This window comes from Pseudoalteromonas sp. J2K-J599 (genome assembly GCF_059295115.2).
On sequence record NZ_CM200272.1, the window covers coordinates 278,444 to 297,138 of the forward strand.

Genomic DNA, 18,695 nt, shown 5'->3' on the forward strand with positions numbered 1-18,695 from the left:
CCACCTCAACAATTACATTTGAGTAATTGTTGCTGCGTTTCCATCACCAATTTGGGTAACAGATACAGTGCTGTCAAAGCCAATTACTGAGCCTTCAACAATATTGTCGTTACCAATTTGAGTAACACTAAACGATACGTTTTCACCACCAACTAAAAATGCTGATTGTTCAACGCCAGTAACCCAGTTACCTTCACCTGTTTGTGAAATATCAATGCTGTGGTTATTGCCTTCAACCATCATATCAATAAGGTTTAACGTGCCACTTTGTGCAATATCAATTTGGTTATTATTACTATCTAAAATGCCAGCAAGGGTAACAATTGCTTCATTTTGAGAGCCGTCTTGAGCAATATCGATGTCATTATCGTTAGATGTAAGCGTTACATCTGGGTATGAAGATTGAACAAGTACGGCATTTTCATCGCCAGCTTGTACTAAATCAACATCATTGCCAGAGCCGTTAAAGTTAGCTAAGTGAATCGAGTTTAAATCACCTATTTGGGCTGATGTAAATTCATTGTCTGAACCAATTACACCCATGTAGGCTTCGTTTAAATCACCGTTTTGCATTGAAGTTAGTTCGTTGTTGTCACCAATTAAATCGGCTGTCATTAAGTTTTCAGCGCCAACTTGTGTTGCTGAAACCTCATTATTAGAACCTTCAAATAAGTTTGATTCAATTGTGTTAAGTGAACCTTCTTGATCTAAATCTATTTGGTTGTCGTCCCCAATTACAGTTGCAAACGTTACCGCATTAGTTAAGCCATCTTGCTCAATTTCAATTTCATTTGCATCACCAGAAATTGCACTAAATGCTACAGCATTACGATCACCTACTTGTTCAACTTCAAGCTCGTTGTCATTGCCTTGTAAACTACTTACTTTAAAGGTACTCCAATAACCGTCTTGAACTAAATCAAGAGTATTTTCGTCGCCTGTAAGCATCGTAATTTCTGCTTCATGCCATTCACCGGTTTGCAGTGAGGTAATTTCATTTGCGTTACCTTGCATATTCATGTTGTAAAACCAGTGACCACCAGTGCCTTGTTCAACATCAATGATATTATCATCACCAGTTACAATATTAATCGCTTCATTATTTACAAAAAAGCCTTGGCCAAATTGTGAAACAAATAACATATTATTATTACCAGTCACTTCAGAGATAAAACCATTAGCAACGCCATCTTGGCTGTATACTTGCAGGTTGTTGTCACCTGTGGTGGTTACTTCAGCATAATTACCAAATTGACTCTGCACAACTTCAGTTTCGTTATTATTACCGGTTGTTGTTACAAGCATGGTGTTGCTATCACCATCTTGTGTAAGTAGTGCAGTATTTTCATTAAAAGTTTGGATAAGAGTCATTGAGTTTTCAACACTTGCTACAGAAACGTTGGTAGCAAGTTCTGAGCTTGATGCTGATTTGTTGTTAGTATCTGCATAAGAAGCAAAGCTAGTACCCATTGCAATTGCAACTGCGCAGCTTAAAAGTGATTTGTTCAACTTCATTATTTTCTCCTTGAAATATTAAAACCAAACACCTTAAATTTTATAGGTTTTATAAGGTATTTGCTGTGTCAGCATGCCGTGCCGATATAATGTTTTGTGATCCGCTTGAAAAGCTCTTAAAGTAAAATTTTTCGATGTAGTTAATAATTATCACTAAACGCTTTGTCATTATTTTTAACTTACGTTTAATAACTGTTAATTATTAAGTACCCAATTACTGTATTCCTCAAATGTATTTTCTGAAATCATCATTTTTTACCAATTTTTTAATTTTTATTTTTCAGTGGGTTATGGTGCGGTTGTTGAGGTTTTTTATTAATTCAATCTAAAAGCAGTAAAAATCTCCGACCCTTTATTAGGTAAATGGCTTTGCGTGAATTTCATTAAAAGGTCTGTCTTTAGTGTTTTTTTTATACTTTAACTGGTCAAAATTGTTGGTTTTAACAACGTTTTTATTTTTTAACTTGTTAAATGATTAGTTTGGTTGTTTCCTTAGGGTATGCCATGTGATCCCTTGTACTCGAAATAGTGAAAGAACGTGCTTAGAGCATCTAAGCTAACCCAACAAAACTATGGATAGAACAATGAAAACAAAATTATCTATTATTACTCTTGCCTTACTTCCGTGCTTAGCAGCTGCAAAAGTTCCTGATGTGGGTGTAAAGCAATCTGTAACTGCTAGCAGTGATTCTATAATTGTTAAATATAAAAGTAATGCAACGAAAGAAATGCGTAAGCAGGCTCGTTCATTAGTTAAAGCTAAAATTACTGATCTAAATAAAGATGAACTTGATGACAGCTATACGTCTTTACTTTCAGGTCGCTTAGCTAAGTTTAAAGTGTCGGGAATGAGCACTAAAGACGCAATTGCGCTTTTAAAGTCTCATCAAGCTATTGAATATGTAGAGCCTGATTACCAAGTAAGCATTGCACGTACGCCAGATGATCCTCGTTTTGATGAGCTTTGGGGCTTAAATAATGATGGCCAAACGGGTGGTACAGCAGACGCTGATATTGATGCAGTAGAAGCATGGGATATTTCGACAGGTAGCCGCGATGTAGTGGTAGGTGTAATCGATACGGGTATTGATTACAGCCACAGTGATTTAGCGAGCAATATGTGGGTAAATAGCAGCGAAATACCAGGAGATGGTATTGATAATGATGGTAACGGTTTTATAGATGACGTGCATGGTATAAATGCCATTACTGACAGTGGCGACCCTATGGATGACGAAGGCCATGGTACCCACGTTTCAGGTACTATTGGCGCAAGTGGTGGCAATGGTATTGGTGTTGTAGGTGTTAACCATGAAGTATCACTTGTTGGTTGTAAGTTTTTAGATGCTGCGGGGAGTGGCTCAACATCAGACGCCATTAAGTGTATTGATTACATGGTTAGCCTTAAAAACTCAGGCGTTAACTTACGCGTATTAAATAATAGCTGGGGTGGTGGCGGTTACAGCCAAGCACTAGCAGATGCAATTGCATCAAGCGAAGCGGCGGATTTACTCTTTGTAGCCGCAGCTGGTAACGATACTATTGATAACGATGTTAACCCGCATTACCCATCTAACTACGAAAACGCAAGTGTATTATCGGTTGCAAGTACAGATCAAACCGATGGTATTTCATGGTTTTCACATTATGGTTTAACAAGCGTTGATATGGGCGCGCCGGGTAGTGCTATTTTATCAACTACACCAGGTGAGAGCTATGCATCTTACTCTGGCACATCTATGGCAACGCCACATGTAGCAGGTGCTGCAGCGTTAGTATTGTCAATTAACCCTGAGCTTAGCACTCAAGAGCTGAAAGATTTACTAATGAACTCTGGCGATGCAAATGCTGCGCTACAAGGTGTAACGGTTGCAGGTACTCGTCTTAATGTTAACCAAGCGCTTATTGATGCAGACCCTACACCTGGCTTTAAAATATCAGCCGATCCACTTACGCAACAAATTGAAGCAGGCCAAGCTACAAACTACACATTTACAATTGGTTCAATTGCCGAATGGGATGAAGAAGTAACGCTTGAGTTATCAACAACATTAGGCGGCGCTTATTTATCATCGCTTACAGCGCGCCCAGGCGATGAAGTAATGCTAAATGTTGAAACCGATACTAACACTCAGTGGGGCGAATACGAGCTTACTGTAACAGCTACAGCTGGTGATATTGTTAAAGAGCAGTCAGTTAAATTAATGGTTCAACCTGTTGGCTTAAACGACTTTACTTACAGCAGTAACACAAGTGTTGATATTCCTGACAACTCGCCAGTAGGTGCAGTGTCAGTAATTAATGTTCCTGATGACTTAACAGTATTTGGTACTACTGCTGATGTAGATATTTCGCATACTTACTCTGGCGACTTAGTGGTTAAGTTAGTATCTGCTCAAGGCACACAAGTAACGCTACAAAGCAATGTGGGTGGTTCAAACGACGACATAGTTAGAAGCTTTACTTCTGAATCATTTAACGGCGAAGTTGCTACAGGCGATTGGACACTACAAGTAGAAGATACTGCCGCAGCCGATACCGGCACAATTAATGGCTGGTCATTAACGCTAAGCGCTATTGGCGAAGTTAGCCCACAACCACCACGTGCTAGTTTTGACGTTGAGACACAAGGCTTAACAGTTAACTTTATTGATTCAAGCACTGATTCAAATAACGATATTACACAGTGGAGCTGGAGCTTTGGCGATGGTGCAACATCATCTGATCAAAACCCTATGCATGTGTATGCAGCATCAGGTAATTACGATGTAGAACTAACGGTAACAGACAGTGAAGGCAATACAAGTACATCAACTCAAACGGTTGTTGTAAGTGATGTAGAGCTAGAAATTACCTTAAAACGTGCTAATAAGTCTCGCCTTGATACTATGCGTGTAGAGCTTAGTTGGGAAAGTGTTGGCGCTGAATCACTAAGTGTTTACCGTAATGGTGAGCTTGTAGATACTACTGCTGACCGAGGTCGTTACCGCGACTACGTACGTGGTGCTACATTACCATCGTACGATTACCAATTATGTGTAACTGAAAATGTATGTTCTAACATCATTACGGTTTCATTTAACTAACTACTCCTAAAGTGACTTTAAGCCCAGCATTGCTGGGCTTTTTTATGTTTTAAAAAAATATAAACTATGCTTTTTTATACGGATGAGTTTTAAGCCAGTGCTCGGCTATTTGCTCACGTGTGGCAAACCAAACCTGATCATGCGAGCGAGCATATTCTAAAAACCGTGCTAATGCTTTTATTCTTCCTGGTCTGCCAATTAGGCGACAATGCAAACCTATCGACATCATTTTAGGGGTATTTTCACCTTCTGGGTCGCCTTCCTCGTATAGTGTATCGAATGCATCTTTTAAGTAATTATAAAACTGATCGCCTGCGTTAAAACCCTGCACGGCAGCAAAGCGCATGTCGTTTACATCAAGCGTGTAGGGCACTATTAACTGTGGTTTACCTTCTTTAATACTGTAAAAAGGTAGGTCGTCGCTGTAATCGTCGGCATCATATAAAAAATTACCATTTTCAACTACAAGGGCTGCTGTGTTAGGGCTTGTGCGCCCTGTGTACCAACCTTTGGGCTTTTTACCGGTAAGCGTTTGAATCATCTCAATGGCTTGTTGCATTTGCTCGCGCTCGGTTTGCTTATCTATATTTTGATAATTAATCCAGCGCAGGCCATGGCTTGCAATCTCGTGCCCTGCTTCAACAAAGGCTTTAGCTACATCGGGGTGGCGCTCAAGGGCCATTGCAACTGCAAAAATGGTGACCGGTATATCGTATTTTTTAAAGAGTTTAAGTAAACGCCACACACCCGCTCGCGAGCCATATTCGTAAATAGACTCCATGCTTATATGGCGGTCTTCTACATGTGGGGCACTGACTATTTCAGACAAAAACGTTTCAGCGGCTGCATCACCATGCAGCACGCACTTTTCGCCGCCTTCTTCGTAATTTAATACTACTTGCACGGCAATACGTGCTTTATTGGGCCAATTTGCATGGGGTACATCTGGACCATAACCAATTAAATCGCGCGGGTAGTTTTTAAAATGCTCACTCATTTTATTGCTCCTTTTTAAGTGCTGAGAGCCAAGCGCCTAGCGTTTCGCGCTCTGTGTCTGTCATTTTTGTCATATTGGCCAGTGGCATATCTTTGGTTATAACCGCGCGAGTATGAATAAGCGTGCTGGATTTTTTTACATCACTAATAGAGTCGAGCTTAAAGCCTAGCGGCGCTGTTTGAAAAAGCTCAGAGGTGGGTGTTTCGCTGTGACACCCAGTACAGTGTTCGCTAATTATATCCCACGCTTGTGCGTCGGTAATACTTGCTTGTAAAGGCGCGCTTTCGCCTGCATTTGTTGGTGTACTGGGCCAAGGTGCTATTGCTAGCATAAGGGCAAAAAAGGCGGCGATACCGCTTATAAGTACTGAGGGTTTATTAATGCCTTGGTGCTTTAAGTTAAAGTAATGGCGTATCCACATACCAATACCAAACAGCGCAATTAAAATAAGCCAGCCAAAGTTGTGGCTATACGTGTAAGGAAAGTGATTGCTAAGCATTATAAATACTACAGGTAATGTGGCGTAGTTATTATGAATAGAACACAGCTTTGCCTCTAAACCTGGCGCTGAATCAGGGATTCTACCAGCTTCTACTTCACTTACCATGTAGCGTTGGCCTGGCATAATAATGTGATACACATTACCCACCATACACGTGCCAATAAGTGCACCTACATGAATATACACAGCGCGGTCGCTAAATAATTGATCAACCCCAAAAGTCCACAGAGCTAATAAACCAATAACTACAGCAATAAACACTTTGCCGTTTTCGACCAGTGGGGTTTTACACAATAAACGATAAACACCATAGCCTAAGCCAATAAAACCAAGTGATGCGCCAATAGCGGCAAATTTACTTAGCTCACTTTTTCTGTTATCAATTAAATACACATCGGCGCCAACATAATAAAGTAAGCTAAATAGTAATATACCGGTGATCCACGTTGTGTAGGCTTCCCACTTAAACCAATGCAGGGTGTGAGGCATTTGTTCAGGGCCATTTTGATACTTAGCCACTTCGTAAAAGCCACCACCATGCACGGCCCATAAATCGCCTTTTATGCCTTTATCTATTTTCCACTGCGGTGGTGTTTGTAGGTTGTTATCAAGCCATGCAAAATAAAATGAAGCGCCAATCCATGCTATACCAGCAATAACATGAAAATAACGCAGTACTAAATGAGCAAGCTCAAATAAATAGTTTTCCATAACGGTTAAGCCTCTTCTAATACCGGTGAGCGGGTGTCTGAAAATTGATTGTTATCATCGCGCTTATACACACTTTTACCCATAATGTAGGTTTGCTCAACGCAGCGGTCGTCGCCTAACATCATCATTGCAAATAGTTTTTCATGCAGGGTTTTGGCATGCTGTATTCTAAATTTTAAAAATGGGGTTGCTGAACAATCCATTACAATAAAATCGGCCTCACAACCGACTTCAAAATTACCAATTGTCCCTTCTAAATCAAGTGCTCTAGCACCGCCGAGAGTTGCTAAATACAGCCCTTTAAATGCTGAAAACTTTTGACCTTGTAATTGCTGAATTTTATAAGCTTCGTTACCTGTTTGTAGCATAGAAAAGCTTGTTCCTGCGCCTACATCGGTACCCATGCCTACGTTTATGCCGTGCTCTTCACAGGCTTTTAAATTTAAAAGTCCTGATCCTAAAAATAGGTTTGAGGTAGGGCAGTGCGATATTGCCGCATTGTTATCTGCAAGGCAGCATAGCTCGCGCTCAGATAAATGAATACTATGGGCAAATACTGAGCGTTTACGTACCATTTTAGCTTGCTCGTACACGCCTAAGTAATCATCAAACTCTGGAAATAGCCCTTTTACCCATTCGCACTCGTCTTTGTTTTCAGATAAGTGTGTATGCAGGTAGGTGTCTGGGTATTCTTCAAGCAACTGAGTACATTTTTGAAGTTGCTCAGGGGTTGATGTAGGAGCAAAGCGTGGTGTAACTGCGTAGCTTAACCTATCAACATTGTGCCATTTTTCGATGAGGGCTTTAGATTCGTCATAACTTGTTTGCGCGCAATCAGATAAGTCGTCAGGGCAGTTACGATCCATCATTACTTTACCGGCAATCATGCGTAAATTGCGTTTTTGTGATTCTTTAAAAAACGCATCAACCGATTGCGGATGCACAGTGCCAAATACAAGGGCAGTGGTTGTGCCATTACGCAGCAGCTCGTCTAAAAAGCGGTTAGATATCTCTTTTGAATAATGCTTACACGTGAACTTTTTTTCGGTTGGGAAGGCGTATTCGGTTAGCCAACTTAAAAGCTGCTCGCCATACGCGCCTACCATTTCGGTTTGCGGCAAATGTATGTGGGTGTCAATCATACCAGGCATAACGAGTTTGCCATCGTGGCGGATAACACGCGCTGATTTATCAATTGTAGGTAATATGTCGTGCTCATAGCCAAGTTTAACTACCTTGCCGTGCTTGATAACTAATGCGCCCTTTTCAAAAAAACGATGGGCGTTTTCGCCAGAAATGGCAGGGTCGTCAACAAAGTCGAGTATATCGGCACAAACTACAGTTAAGTTATTATTGTTTTGCGTGCTCATTATTAGCTACCTCTGTATGTAGAGTAGCCAAACGGGCTAAGCAACAACGGAATATGGTGATGTTTAGTATCTTGTAATCTAAACGTTATTTGCGCCTCTGGGTAAAACGCAGGGGTAGGTTGGTTTTGGTAATAACTATCTAAATCAAATACTAGCTTATAGGTTGCAAATTCTACTTCTGTATTTAGCCAATCGGTAATTCGCCCATCGGAATCGGTTTTGCCTTGGGTTAGTTGTACCCATTCGTTATTTGTAAGTTTAAATAGCTTAACAGCAACATTTGCTGCTGGTTTTCCGGTGCTGGTATCAAGTATATGGGTAGTTATAGGGCTTTTGCTCATAGCAGTGACTCCAATCTTATTTTTGTTATTTTGGCTTGTTCGCCCGCGGCTATATATAGCTCTGTACTGCGGGAGTTGTGTATGCGTTGCTCTATGAGTTCGAGCATTTGTTCGGCCGTTTTACCGGTGGCGCACACAATAAAAATAAAGCCAAACTTGTTCAGGTACTCTTTATTGAGGGCAATCATTTTGGTAAATACGGCTTCGTTTGCTTTGCTCATACCCGATTGCTCATGCCCCGCTTTTTGTGCGGTAGTAGCGTATTTTTTGCTAAGGGTTGATAAGTCGCCTATTTGCGGGTGGCCTTCAAAGGCAGCTAAATAGTCGCTTTCGCCAAGGTTATCCCATGTGTTTTGTGCGTATTCAAACAGCTGCTGAGCACTTTTAAATGGCATTGCTTTTACCATGCCCGCCACCCAGTTAGGGGCCGCGCAGCAATGCTCAAGTGCTTGTTTTACTTGTGCATCATTTAGCGTATTTATTTGTAAACTACTCATGCGTTTACTTCCTCTTGCGTGGTGCTAATTAAGGCATTTTTTAGTGTGCGCCATTGCAAGCCTTGGCGTTTTGGCGCTTGGGTTTGCATAGCTTGATAAAGGCCAATTAGCTGTCCACTAATTGAAATAGCCACTTCCATTGGTAATTTGCCCGAAATGTTATTAAGCCCAACAGGGCAGGTCATTTGCTGTATTTGATCGGCTGTAAAATCGCGATGGGCTAGGCGCTGCTTAAAGCGTTTGGCTTTAGTGTCAGAGCCAATTACACCAAGCCAATTGGCATCGGCGCGTTTAATAATGGCTTGGGTGAGTGCAAAGTCGAGCTGGTGGTTATGGGTTAATATTAAGTAATTATTAGCTTTAGGCGCACGTTTTACTTGCTCTGTTGGTTCTTCATCAACCACTTTTACTACGTTATTTGGAATAGCCTGTGGGAATACATCAGCGCGGCTATCTATCCAGCGTATGCGCATAGGTAGTTGTGCCAATATACCAATAAGCGCCTGTGCTACGTGGCCTGCGCCATAAATGTCTAAGGTAAAGCGTTCGCATTGCATGCATTCAAGCATAACGGTGGCAGCCCCGCCGCAGCACTGGCCTAAATTTGCACCTAGGTTAAATTGCTCTATTACTTGGGCGGCTTCGCCTTTGGAAAGTAGTTCGCGGGCTTTTTCTATTACTACGTACTCAAGATGGCCACCGCCAAGGGTGTCGTAAATATGCTCGCCGCTTATTACCATTTTAGAGCCTGTGCCGCGTGGGGTTGAGCCATTGGTGCCAAGTACCGTGGCAATTACATAGTTAGTGCCGCTTTGTTCGTGCTCGTTTATAGCCTGCGCCCAATTTTGCGTATGAAAACCCTGAAACGACTCATTTAAATTAGTCATGTTGATGCTCCTTAAACCAGCTAGCGGTTTGCTCAATTGCACTCAATACTCGCTCTGGGGTTGCGGGTGTATCCAGTGGGGCGGTGTATTTGTAATCAGCCACACTGCTTATGGCATTACGAATGGCACTCCACACGCTAAAGGCCAGCATAAATGGCGGCTCGCCTACGGCTTTTGATCTAAACACGGTGGTTTCTGGATTTGCTGAGTTATAAAGATTGACGTTAAATTCGGCCGGGGTATCGCCAATGGCTGGTATTTTGTAGTTGGCTGGGCCAAAGCTTGCTAGCTGGCCTTTATCATTCCATTGTAAGTCTTCGGTTGTTAGCCAGCCCATGCCTTGCACAAAAGCGCCTTCAATTTGCCCTATATCAAGTGCTGGATTAATTGAACTGCCTACATCGTGCAGTATATCAACGCGAGTTACCGTGTTTTCGCCAGTTAGGGTATCTACTTCTACTTCGCTGAGTGCCACGCCGTGAGCGTAGTAAAAAAACGGACGGCCTTCGCCTTTGGCTCTGTCGTAATGAATTTTTGGTGTGGCGTAATAACCGGTAGATGAAAGCGATATACGATTCATGTAAGCAAGATTTGCAAGTTCGCTAAAGCTAATTTCCCCTTTACTAAAAGTAATGAGGTTATCTTTAAATGTAATACTTTGGCTGTCTACTTCAAAGTGCTCGGTAATAAAGTTTACTAAGCGCTCTTTTATTGTGTTTACTGCATTTAGCGCCGCCATGCCGTTTAAGTCGGTACCACTTGAGGCCGCTGTTGGTGATGTGTTTGGCACCTTGTCGGTACGCGTAGCACTAATACTTACCGCGTTAAAATCGACCCCAAAGCCATGGGCCACAATTTGCGCAATTTTGGTGTTCAGCCCTTGGCCCATTTCGGTGCCGCCGTGGTTTAAATGTATAGAGCCATCGCTATAAACATGTACGAGTGCACCGGCTTGGTTTAAGTGCTGTACGGTAAACGATATACCGTATTTAACCGGCGTCATCGCAAGGCCTTTTTTGATAATAGGTGACGATACGTTAAATGCTTTAATAGCCTCTTTACGCGCCCAGTAGTCACCCGACTCCTCAAGCTGGTTTATCATATCTTTTAAAATATGTTGCTCTACGGTTTGATGGTACGGCGTTGTATCGCGGCCTTTTTTGTATAAATTAAGCTTTCGGATCTCAAGCGGATCTTTACCTAATTTGGCGGCTATATCGTCCATTATTAGCTCGCCCATAATCATTCCTTGCGGGCCACCAAATCCTCTAAATGCGGTATGGCTTACGGTATTTACTTTACAGCGATTACCCTTAATTGTGGCGGCTGGGTAGTAGTAGGCGTTATCGACATGAAACATGGCGCGGTCTACAATTGCATCTGATAAATCTGGGGAGTAGCCACAAAATCCGTTTACGGTAATGTCGGCACCTTCTATTAAACCATTTTCGTCAAAACCAACATGGTATTGATTATAAAACGGGTGGCGCTTACCGGTTAATTTAAAATCGTCGCTACGGGCTAGGCGCATTTTTACTGCGCAGCCAAGGTGGTAAACCGCAAGAGCTGCAAGGCATGCCCATGGTGCGCCTTGGGTTTCTTTGCCGCCAAAAGCACCGCCCATACGGCGGGTTTCTACGTTTACAAAGCTAAATGGCTTTTTTAAAATTTTAGCAACTAAGTGCTGCACCTCAGTAGGGTGTTGCGTAGAGCACTGAACATGAATGCCCCCGTCGTTATCAGGTTGCGCCAGCGCTATTTGGCCTTCTAAATAAAAGTGCTCTTGCCCGCCTATGCTTATTTCGCCTTTAAGCTGGTGGGCTGCGTTATTAATGGCGTTTTCGCTGTTACCACGGTTAAGTGAATGCGGCGGCCTTACCCAATGCTCTTTGCTAATGGCTTCTTTAATATCAAGTATTGGAGTAGTTTGCTCGCACTCTATAACCACCAAGCGTGCCGCGCGGCGCGCTATTTCATATGTGTCGGCAACGACAATTAATACAGGTTGCCCGTGGTATTGAATTTCATGGCTGGTCAGCAGTACGTCACCAGGAAATACTGGGCCAATATCTAATTTACCCGGTACATCTTCGGCAGATAAAATACGTTTAACACCTTTAACAGCCAGTGCGAGACTTGTATCAATTGATTTAATAAAGCCGCTTGTAACAGAGGCGAGCACTGGGTAAGCATGCAGGCAACCGTAAGGCTCCGGGTTATCGTCAGCAAAATTTGCACTGCCACAAACTTGTTTAATAGCGCTTTCGTGATAGTTAGATTGTCCAACGCTACCACCTTGCGCTTTTAGTTTATCCATTTCAAAGTGACGCATGTGAGATCCTCGTAATGGCAATGTTGTTATTGTTGCGTGTTTGCGGCTCACAAAACTCAATACCAATGCGTTGTAATAAGTTTTTGCTTACCGTGGTGCGGTAATGCGCACTGCTTCTTACATCGCTCATGGGCGTAAAGTCATCGTTAATAGCCGTTGCTGCGTCTATAAAAGTGCTCACTTGTAATGATTGAGATATCAGCTTTTGCTCAATATGCTGCGCGCGCTTAGGAATAGCTGCCATACCGCCCATAGCGCAGCGGGCTTGAGTAATCATGTTTTGTGAATGCTCTATAGCAAGCACCAAACACACGGTAGATATATCGTCTTCAAAGCGTTTTGATATTTTATGACACGCCAGTTTTAGTGACTCTGGGCGCTTTGGAATGGTGAACTTGCTAATTACTTCATCGCTTTTAAGAACCGTTTTTTTGTAATCAATAAAGTAGTCGGCAACTTTAATAGTGCGCGTACCAGCGCTGCTTAATAAATCCATTGATGCATTAAGAGCGATTAAAAGGGGAGCTGGATCGCCAATAGGAGAGGCATTCCCTATGCTGCCACCAAGTGTGCCGCTGTTACGTACTTGGCTTGATCCTAAGCGTTCAAATAGCTCTTTTGACTCTGGGTAATGGTTATAAAATACTTCAACAAATTGGCTATAAGGTAGTGCTGCACCAATGTGTAACTCACCGTTATTATCTTCCAAGGTGCAAAACTCCTTTACTTGGCTAAGGGAGATAATTACATCCGGTAAGAGCATGTTTTGGCTAAGCTCAATGGCAAAGTCGGTGCCACCAGCAACTAAATGTGCATAAGGATAAAGTGCTTTTAGCTCAACAAGTTGTTGGGCAGTTTGTGGTAAGTAAAATTTGCGAGGACCATTTTTTAAAAATGGAATATCGTCACCATATTGCGTATTAAGTGATGCTTTAAATTGGGCGGCCATTGCTGAGTAAGGTTCAGCTTTACGCTCATAGCTATAGGCTTTTTCGGCTGCAAGTAATATTGGGCTATAACCTGTACAACGGCATAAGTTACCGCCAAGTGCATGAATAACCGCTTTTTTACCAGGGTACGTTGGCTCATTAATATAAAGAGCCAACAAACTCATTATTATACCGGGCGTACAAAAACCACATTGCGAACCATGGCACTCTACCAGTGCACGTTGTACGGGGTGTAAATCGGTTAAGTTTGGGTATAAGCCAGTAGTCACAGCCTCTACCGTTACTATATGTTTTGCATGCGCATTACCTAATAACAATAAACAGCTGTTCATTGTTTTGTATTGCCAACTAGTTTGCCCGTTTGCATTTATACGCTCTTCACCCACTAAAATTGTGCACGCGCCACAGTCGCCAGTTGCACACCCTTCTTTGGTGCCCACTTTCCCTTTTTTGGTGCGTAGCCAGTCCAAAATGGTGAGACTTAGCGAACATTCTTGTACTTCAATTGGCGTGTTATTTAATAAAAATTGAATCACACAGACCCCCTTAATTTTTATAAAGCCCTGATACATAAAGGCTTGGCGTATGTTTTTTCTTGTTGTTTGCGCACGGGTAAGAAAAATACTTTTTCATCTTGGTAAGTATATTGCAGTTACCATGCCATTGTTGACCGGTCGGTCAGTTGATGTTTTGAGTAGGCTAAATAGCTCATTAAGTACTAATAGGCCCTAATAATGAATAATAAATACCGCCTTACTATGCAGGGAATGACAAAGCAGTATCCCGGATGTATAGCCAATAATGACGTAACCTTAAAAATTAAGCATGGTGAAGTGCATGCCTTATTAGGTGAAAACGGTGCGGGTAAAAGCACATTAATGAAAATGCTTTATGGTGTGGTTAAACCTGACCAAGGGGACATGTTTTTCAATGGCCGTATAATGAATATAAAAGAGCCTGCTGATGCGCGTGATTTAGGCATTGGAATGGTGTTTCAGCATTTTTCGTTATTTGAAACACTTACGGTCGCCCAAAATATTGAACTATCGTTAGGTAATTTAGCAGGGCATAGCAGCACGCTTGCGGGTCGAATTATAAAAACATCAACACGTTATGGTATGCCATTAGACCCCCATAGACTGGTATCAACACTTTCAACTGGCGAGCGCCAACGAGTAGAAATTGTTAGATGCTTATTATTAGATATTCAGCTACTTATTTTAGACGAACCCACTTCAGTACTGACTCCACAAGAGGTCGATGCATTATTTAAAACCCTAAAGTCACTTAAAAAAGAAGGCTGCTCTGTGCTGTTTATTAGCCATAAACTGCACGAAGTGATTGAGCTATGTGACAGTGCGACCATTTTGAGAGGCGGGAAAGTAAGCGGGCATTGTATTCCTAAAAACGAAACTAGTGAGTCAATTGCTAGGCTGATGGTAGGCGACAACACGCCAATTAGTAACCAAACTCGCAGAGCTTTGGGTACTGCGAATTTTTTAACCGTTAATAATCTAACCACCGCCGCACAAGCATTATTTGAAACACCCCTTAAAAACATTAACTTTGCAGTACAGCAAGGCGAAATAGTGGGGATTGCGGGTGTTGCTGGCAACGGACAAGAAGAGTTATTAAAAGTGCTTTCGGGGGAGCAAATTCAGGCTAGTAGTAGCGCCATTAAATTTAAAAATACCATTGTTGATGCACTGTGCCCGCTAAAAAGGCGCCGCCTTGGGCTTGCATGTGTGCCAGAGGATAGGCTTGGGCGAGGAGCTGTGCCCACTATGAATTTAGCACAAAATGCACTGCTTACTAGTTTTGATAATGGGCTGGTTAAAAATGGCTTTTTAGTAAAACAAAAAATTACTGAGCTTGCTAATAAAATCATTACAAAATACAAGGTTAAAACGCCAAGTTTTCGCACTCATGCAGCTAGCCTTTCAGGTGGTAATTTACAAAAATTTATTATTGGTCGCGAGGTAGAGCAAAGCCCAAAACTACTCGTTATGTCGCACCCTACTTGGGGTGTAGATATAGGCGCACAAGTGGCGATACATGAAGCTATTTTAAAGCTTCGCGACGAAGGGTGTGCGGTACTCGTTATTTCAGAAGATTTAGACGAACTTTATAAAATTTGTGACCGTATTGGCGCAATTTGTGATGGCAAACTGTCTCCCATTTTAAATACCGATACCGTACCGCTTGTGCAGTTAGGGCAGTGGATGGCTGGCGACTTTAGCGATGTTTTTAATAACCAGCCTAAAGTACACACACCACAAGGGGAACTTGCATGATTAAGTTAGAACCACGTGTTGAACGCTCACCGGCTTGGAGTTATCTCTCTCCTGTTTTAGCTATTTTACTCACATTAATAACCGGTTACGTGGTGTTTGCCTTATTAGGGCATGATCCTTTAAATGCCCTGTATACATTGCTTATAGCACCTGTTGCCGATTGGTATGGTGTAACTGAGCTACTTGTAATGACTATTCCTATTTTGCTATGCGCCTATGGCTTAGCGCTTTGTTATAGAGCATCGGTTTGGAATATAGGCGCAGAAGGGCAACTGCTTATTGGTGGTGTATGTGCAAGTGCTGTAGCCGTTAACTTTGTTGACTCAACAAGTGCTTTTGCAATGCCACTTACATTACTCGCTGGTATTGCTGGTGGCATGTTGTGGGCGGGGCTTGCTGCTTTTATGAAGCTGCGTTTAAACACCAATGAAATTTTAGTCACCATAATGCTCAACTACATAGCAGTAAATGTATTGTTGTGGGCTGTTCATGGGCCACTCAAAGATCCTCACGGTTATAACTTTCCTGAAAGTGCATTGTTTGGCGAAAGCACGCTATTGCCTGTTTTATTCGACGGTACTCGATTGCACTTAGGCCTGGCGTTTGCGTTATTAGCGCTATGCGCCACATGGGTTTTTATTAGTAAAACCTTTATAGGCTTTCAAATACAAGTACTTGGGCTTGATGCATCCGCGGCCAAAATGGCGGGTTACAAGCGAGCATTATTAATTGCCGGAGTGCTAGTTATTAGCGGGGGCTTGGCGGGGCTTGCTGGAGCGGGCGAAGTAGCTGGGCCTATTGGGCAGCTGGTTCCGCAAATATCACCCGGTTATGGCTATGCCGCCATTATTGTTGCTTTTTTAGGGCGACTCCACCCAGTAGGAATTACGTTTGCGGGCTTACTAATGGGGCTTATTTATATGGGAGGTGAACTTGCGCAAATTAACATGGGATTACCTAACGCTATAACCGGTATTTTTCAAGGGTTAATGCTGTTTTATTTACTCTCGTGCGATGTGCTTATTACTTATCGCCTTAGATTTTCGCTGCCATTTAAACAACAAAAAGCGCAGCCAATACATATTGCACAGGAGTCTTAAATCATGGAATTAGATGTAATTACTAATATTTTATACGCCACTATTCGTACAGGCACCCCCTTATTGCTGGTGGCGCTGGGTGAAATGGTATGCGAAAAAAGCGGCACCTTAAATTTAGGGCAAGAAGGCATGATGCTCTTAGGCGCGGTGGCAGGGTTTATAACTATGTACCAATGCGACAACCTATTTATTGGTTTTACGGTAGCAGCTTTGGTCGGGGTTATGGCCTCACTTATTTTTGCTTTTGTAGCACTTAATTTAAATGCTAGCCAAGTAGCGGCAGGTTTAGCGCTGACTATTTTTGGTACAGGCCTATCGGCATTTTTAGGTGCTGACTATGAGGGAAAAACCATTAACGCGTTACCTCCTTTAGCAATTGCAGGGTTTGAGCATATTCCGGTTTTAGGCAAAGCGCTATTTTCTCAAGACGCCATTGTGTATTTAAGTTGGGGTTTAGTGCTTGGTGCGTATTTGTTTTTTAAATACCACAGAGCAGGGCTTGCAGTACGAGCTATTGGCGAAAACCCAAGTGTGGGTAATAACTTAGGATTACCTGTAATGCGTACACGTTATTTAGCCGTAATGTTTGGCGGCGCACTGGCTGGCATTGCGGGCGCATATTTGTCGTTGGCTTATACACCACTTTGGACTCAAAACATGACGGCAGGGCGAGGTTGGATAGCCCTTGCTTTAGTGGTATTTGCAAGCTGGCGTATTGAGCGCGTAATGCTTGGCGCTTATTTATTTGGCTTTGCCAGCATTATGCACTTAGTGGCACAGGCTTTTGGGTGGGCTGTGGAGTCTAACTTACTGGCCATGTTGCCTTATGGTGCAACGCTTATAGTACTGATTATGCTCAGTAAAAATAAACAAAAATTAAAAATGTACGAACCCATGTGGCTAGGTAAACCTTGGCACAAGGGTCATTAAATTAATTACAAAATCAATAAGGCAAATCACCTGCTTCAACAGGATATTAAAAATATAACACGGAGAATAACAATGAAAAAACTTATAACAGCACTCGGGGTTGCATTGAGCTTAGGCATAAGCGCATCTGCTATTGCAAAAGATAGCGTAAAAGTTGGCTTTGTATATGTAAGCCCCATAGGTGAGGCCGGTTGGACTTATACACATGACTCTAGCCGCCACTACCTTGAAGAAAAGTTTGGCGACAAAATAGAAACAACTTTTGTCGAAAGCGTACCAGAAGGGGCGGATGCAGAGCGTGTTATTACGCAACTGGCTAAAAGCGGGCACGATTTAATATTTACCACGTCGTTTGGCTACATGAACCCAACACTTAAAGTGGCTAAACGATTTCCTAATGTAAAGTTTGAGCATGCCACAGGCTATAAACGCGCAAAAAACGTAAGCACTTACTTTGATCGCATTTACGAAGGACGCTACCTAACAGGTGTTATTGCAGGGCACATGAGTAAAACCGACAGCATTGGTTATATTGCTGCGTTTCCTATTCCGGAGGTAATACGCGGTATAAATGCATTTACGCTTGGCTTGCGCTCAGTAAAGCCTAATGCAAAAGTAAAAGTAGTGTGGGTTAATAGCTGGTTTGATCCGGGTAAAGAGCGCGAAGCTGCCGATAGCCTAATAGATCAAGGCGTTGATATTATTACCCAACATACTGATTCGCCTGCACCACTGCAAGCAGCGCAAGCCGCTGGTATTTACGCTATTGGCTACCACTCAGATATGAGCGGATACGGTAAAAAAGCACATTTAACAGCAGCGGTTCATCACTGGGATGAATTTTATGCAGATCGCGTACAGCAAGTACTTGACGATAAATGGCAATCGCAAGATATATGGAAAGGGATAGGCTCAGGGATGACTCGCTTGGCGCCGCTAAGTAAAGACATTCCAAGTGATGTAGTGAGTGAAGTAAATGCTATTTCAGAGAAAATTGGTAAAAGTGAATTTCATCCATTTACTGGCCCTATAAAAAATCAGCAAGGTGAGCTGATTATTGATGCGGGTAAAACAATAGACGACAAAACGTTGTTGGGTATGGATTTTTATGTTGAGGGCGTTGAAGGGCAGCTTAAATAAGCGGTTAACGCAATAACAATGAGTTAATCACTTAGACAAATAC

Annotated in this window: 14 protein-coding genes; 5 read left to right on the plus strand and 9 right to left on the minus strand. The window is 42.3% G+C overall.

What is annotated here, in order from left to right:
- Nucleotides 1-12 precede the first annotated feature (12 nt).
- Nucleotides 13-1,515 (minus strand): curlin, encoded by a 1,503-nt coding sequence (locus tag AC5NT5_RS18065; RefSeq protein ID WP_182674977.1) that lies wholly within the window; start codon nt 1,513-1,515, stop codon nt 13-15.
- A 584-nt stretch (nt 1,516-2,099) separates the two neighbouring features.
- On the opposite strand from AC5NT5_RS18065, the gene AC5NT5_RS18070 reads away from it, so the two are divergent.
- On the plus strand, nt 2,100-4,601 hold the full coding sequence (locus tag AC5NT5_RS18070) for a S8 family serine peptidase (protein WP_494513694.1): 2,502 nt from the start codon (nt 2,100-2,102) through the stop codon (nt 4,599-4,601).
- 64 nt (nt 4,602-4,665) lie between these two features.
- Here the strand turns inward: AC5NT5_RS18070 and puuE are convergent, their stop codons facing one another.
- The 8 genes from puuE to xdhA are packed head-to-tail and all read right to left on the minus strand — an operon-like array spanning nt 4,666 to nt 13,724.
- Complete coding sequence (puuE, locus tag AC5NT5_RS18075) at nt 4,666-5,598, minus strand: allantoinase PuuE (RefSeq protein WP_494513695.1); 933 nt, start codon at nt 5,596-5,598, stop codon at nt 4,666-4,668.
- A 1-nt stretch (nt 5,599) separates the two neighbouring features.
- A complete protein-coding gene (locus tag AC5NT5_RS18080) occupies nt 5,600-6,811 on the minus strand; it encodes a urate hydroxylase PuuD (protein ID WP_494513696.1) in 1,212 nt (403 codons plus the stop codon).
- A gap of 5 nt (nt 6,812-6,816) precedes the next feature.
- Nucleotides 6,817-8,181, minus strand: a complete 1,365-nt coding sequence (gene guaD / locus AC5NT5_RS18085) for a guanine deaminase (protein WP_494513697.1) — start codon at nt 8,179-8,181, stop codon at nt 6,817-6,819.
- A gap of 2 nt (nt 8,182-8,183) precedes the next feature.
- Nucleotides 8,184-8,522: a hydroxyisourate hydrolase gene (uraH, locus tag AC5NT5_RS18090; protein WP_024595278.1), complete on the minus strand. Its 339-nt coding sequence runs from the start codon at nt 8,520-8,522 to the stop codon at nt 8,184-8,186.
- The gene (gene uraD, locus AC5NT5_RS18095) at nt 8,519-9,019 is read right to left on the minus strand and encodes a 2-oxo-4-hydroxy-4-carboxy-5-ureidoimidazoline decarboxylase (RefSeq protein WP_494513698.1); all 501 of its coding nucleotides are present in this window, start codon (nt 9,017-9,019) and stop codon (nt 8,519-8,521) included. Before uraD ends, uraH begins: the two co-directional genes overlap by 4 nt.
- A complete protein-coding gene (gene xdhC / locus AC5NT5_RS18100) occupies nt 9,016-9,906 on the minus strand; it encodes a xanthine dehydrogenase accessory protein XdhC (protein ID WP_494513699.1) in 891 nt (296 codons plus the stop codon). The genes uraD and xdhC overlap by 4 nt, the downstream gene beginning before the upstream one ends.
- Complete coding sequence (gene xdhB / locus AC5NT5_RS18105) at nt 9,899-12,238, minus strand: xanthine dehydrogenase molybdopterin binding subunit (protein ID WP_494513700.1); 2,340 nt, start codon at nt 12,236-12,238, stop codon at nt 9,899-9,901. Before xdhB ends, xdhC begins: the two co-directional genes overlap by 8 nt.
- Nucleotides 12,225-13,724, minus strand: a complete 1,500-nt coding sequence (gene xdhA, locus AC5NT5_RS18110; RefSeq protein ID WP_494513701.1) for a xanthine dehydrogenase small subunit — start codon at nt 13,722-13,724, stop codon at nt 12,225-12,227. Before xdhA ends, xdhB begins: the two co-directional genes overlap by 14 nt.
- Nucleotides 13,725-13,922: 198 nt before the next feature.
- Between xdhA and AC5NT5_RS18115 the strand changes: the two genes are divergently transcribed.
- From AC5NT5_RS18115 to AC5NT5_RS18130, 4 genes are all read left to right on the plus strand, one after another.
- Entirely contained in the window at nt 13,923-15,482 is a 1,560-nt protein-coding gene (locus tag AC5NT5_RS18115) for an ABC transporter ATP-binding protein (protein WP_494513702.1), read from the plus strand.
- Nucleotides 15,479-16,582: an ABC transporter permease gene (locus tag AC5NT5_RS18120; protein WP_494513703.1), complete on the plus strand. Its 1,104-nt coding sequence runs from the start codon at nt 15,479-15,481 to the stop codon at nt 16,580-16,582. Before AC5NT5_RS18115 ends, AC5NT5_RS18120 begins: the two co-directional genes overlap by 4 nt.
- 3 nt (nt 16,583-16,585) lie before the next feature.
- Nucleotides 16,586-17,512, plus strand: coding sequence for an ABC transporter permease (locus tag AC5NT5_RS18125; RefSeq protein ID WP_494513704.1), 927 nt, complete (start codon nt 16,586-16,588; stop codon nt 17,510-17,512).
- A 72-nt stretch (nt 17,513-17,584) separates the two neighbouring features.
- Complete coding sequence (locus AC5NT5_RS18130; protein ID WP_494513705.1) at nt 17,585-18,652, plus strand: BMP family ABC transporter substrate-binding protein; 1,068 nt, start codon at nt 17,585-17,587, stop codon at nt 18,650-18,652.
- Nucleotides 18,653-18,695 lie beyond the last annotated feature (43 nt).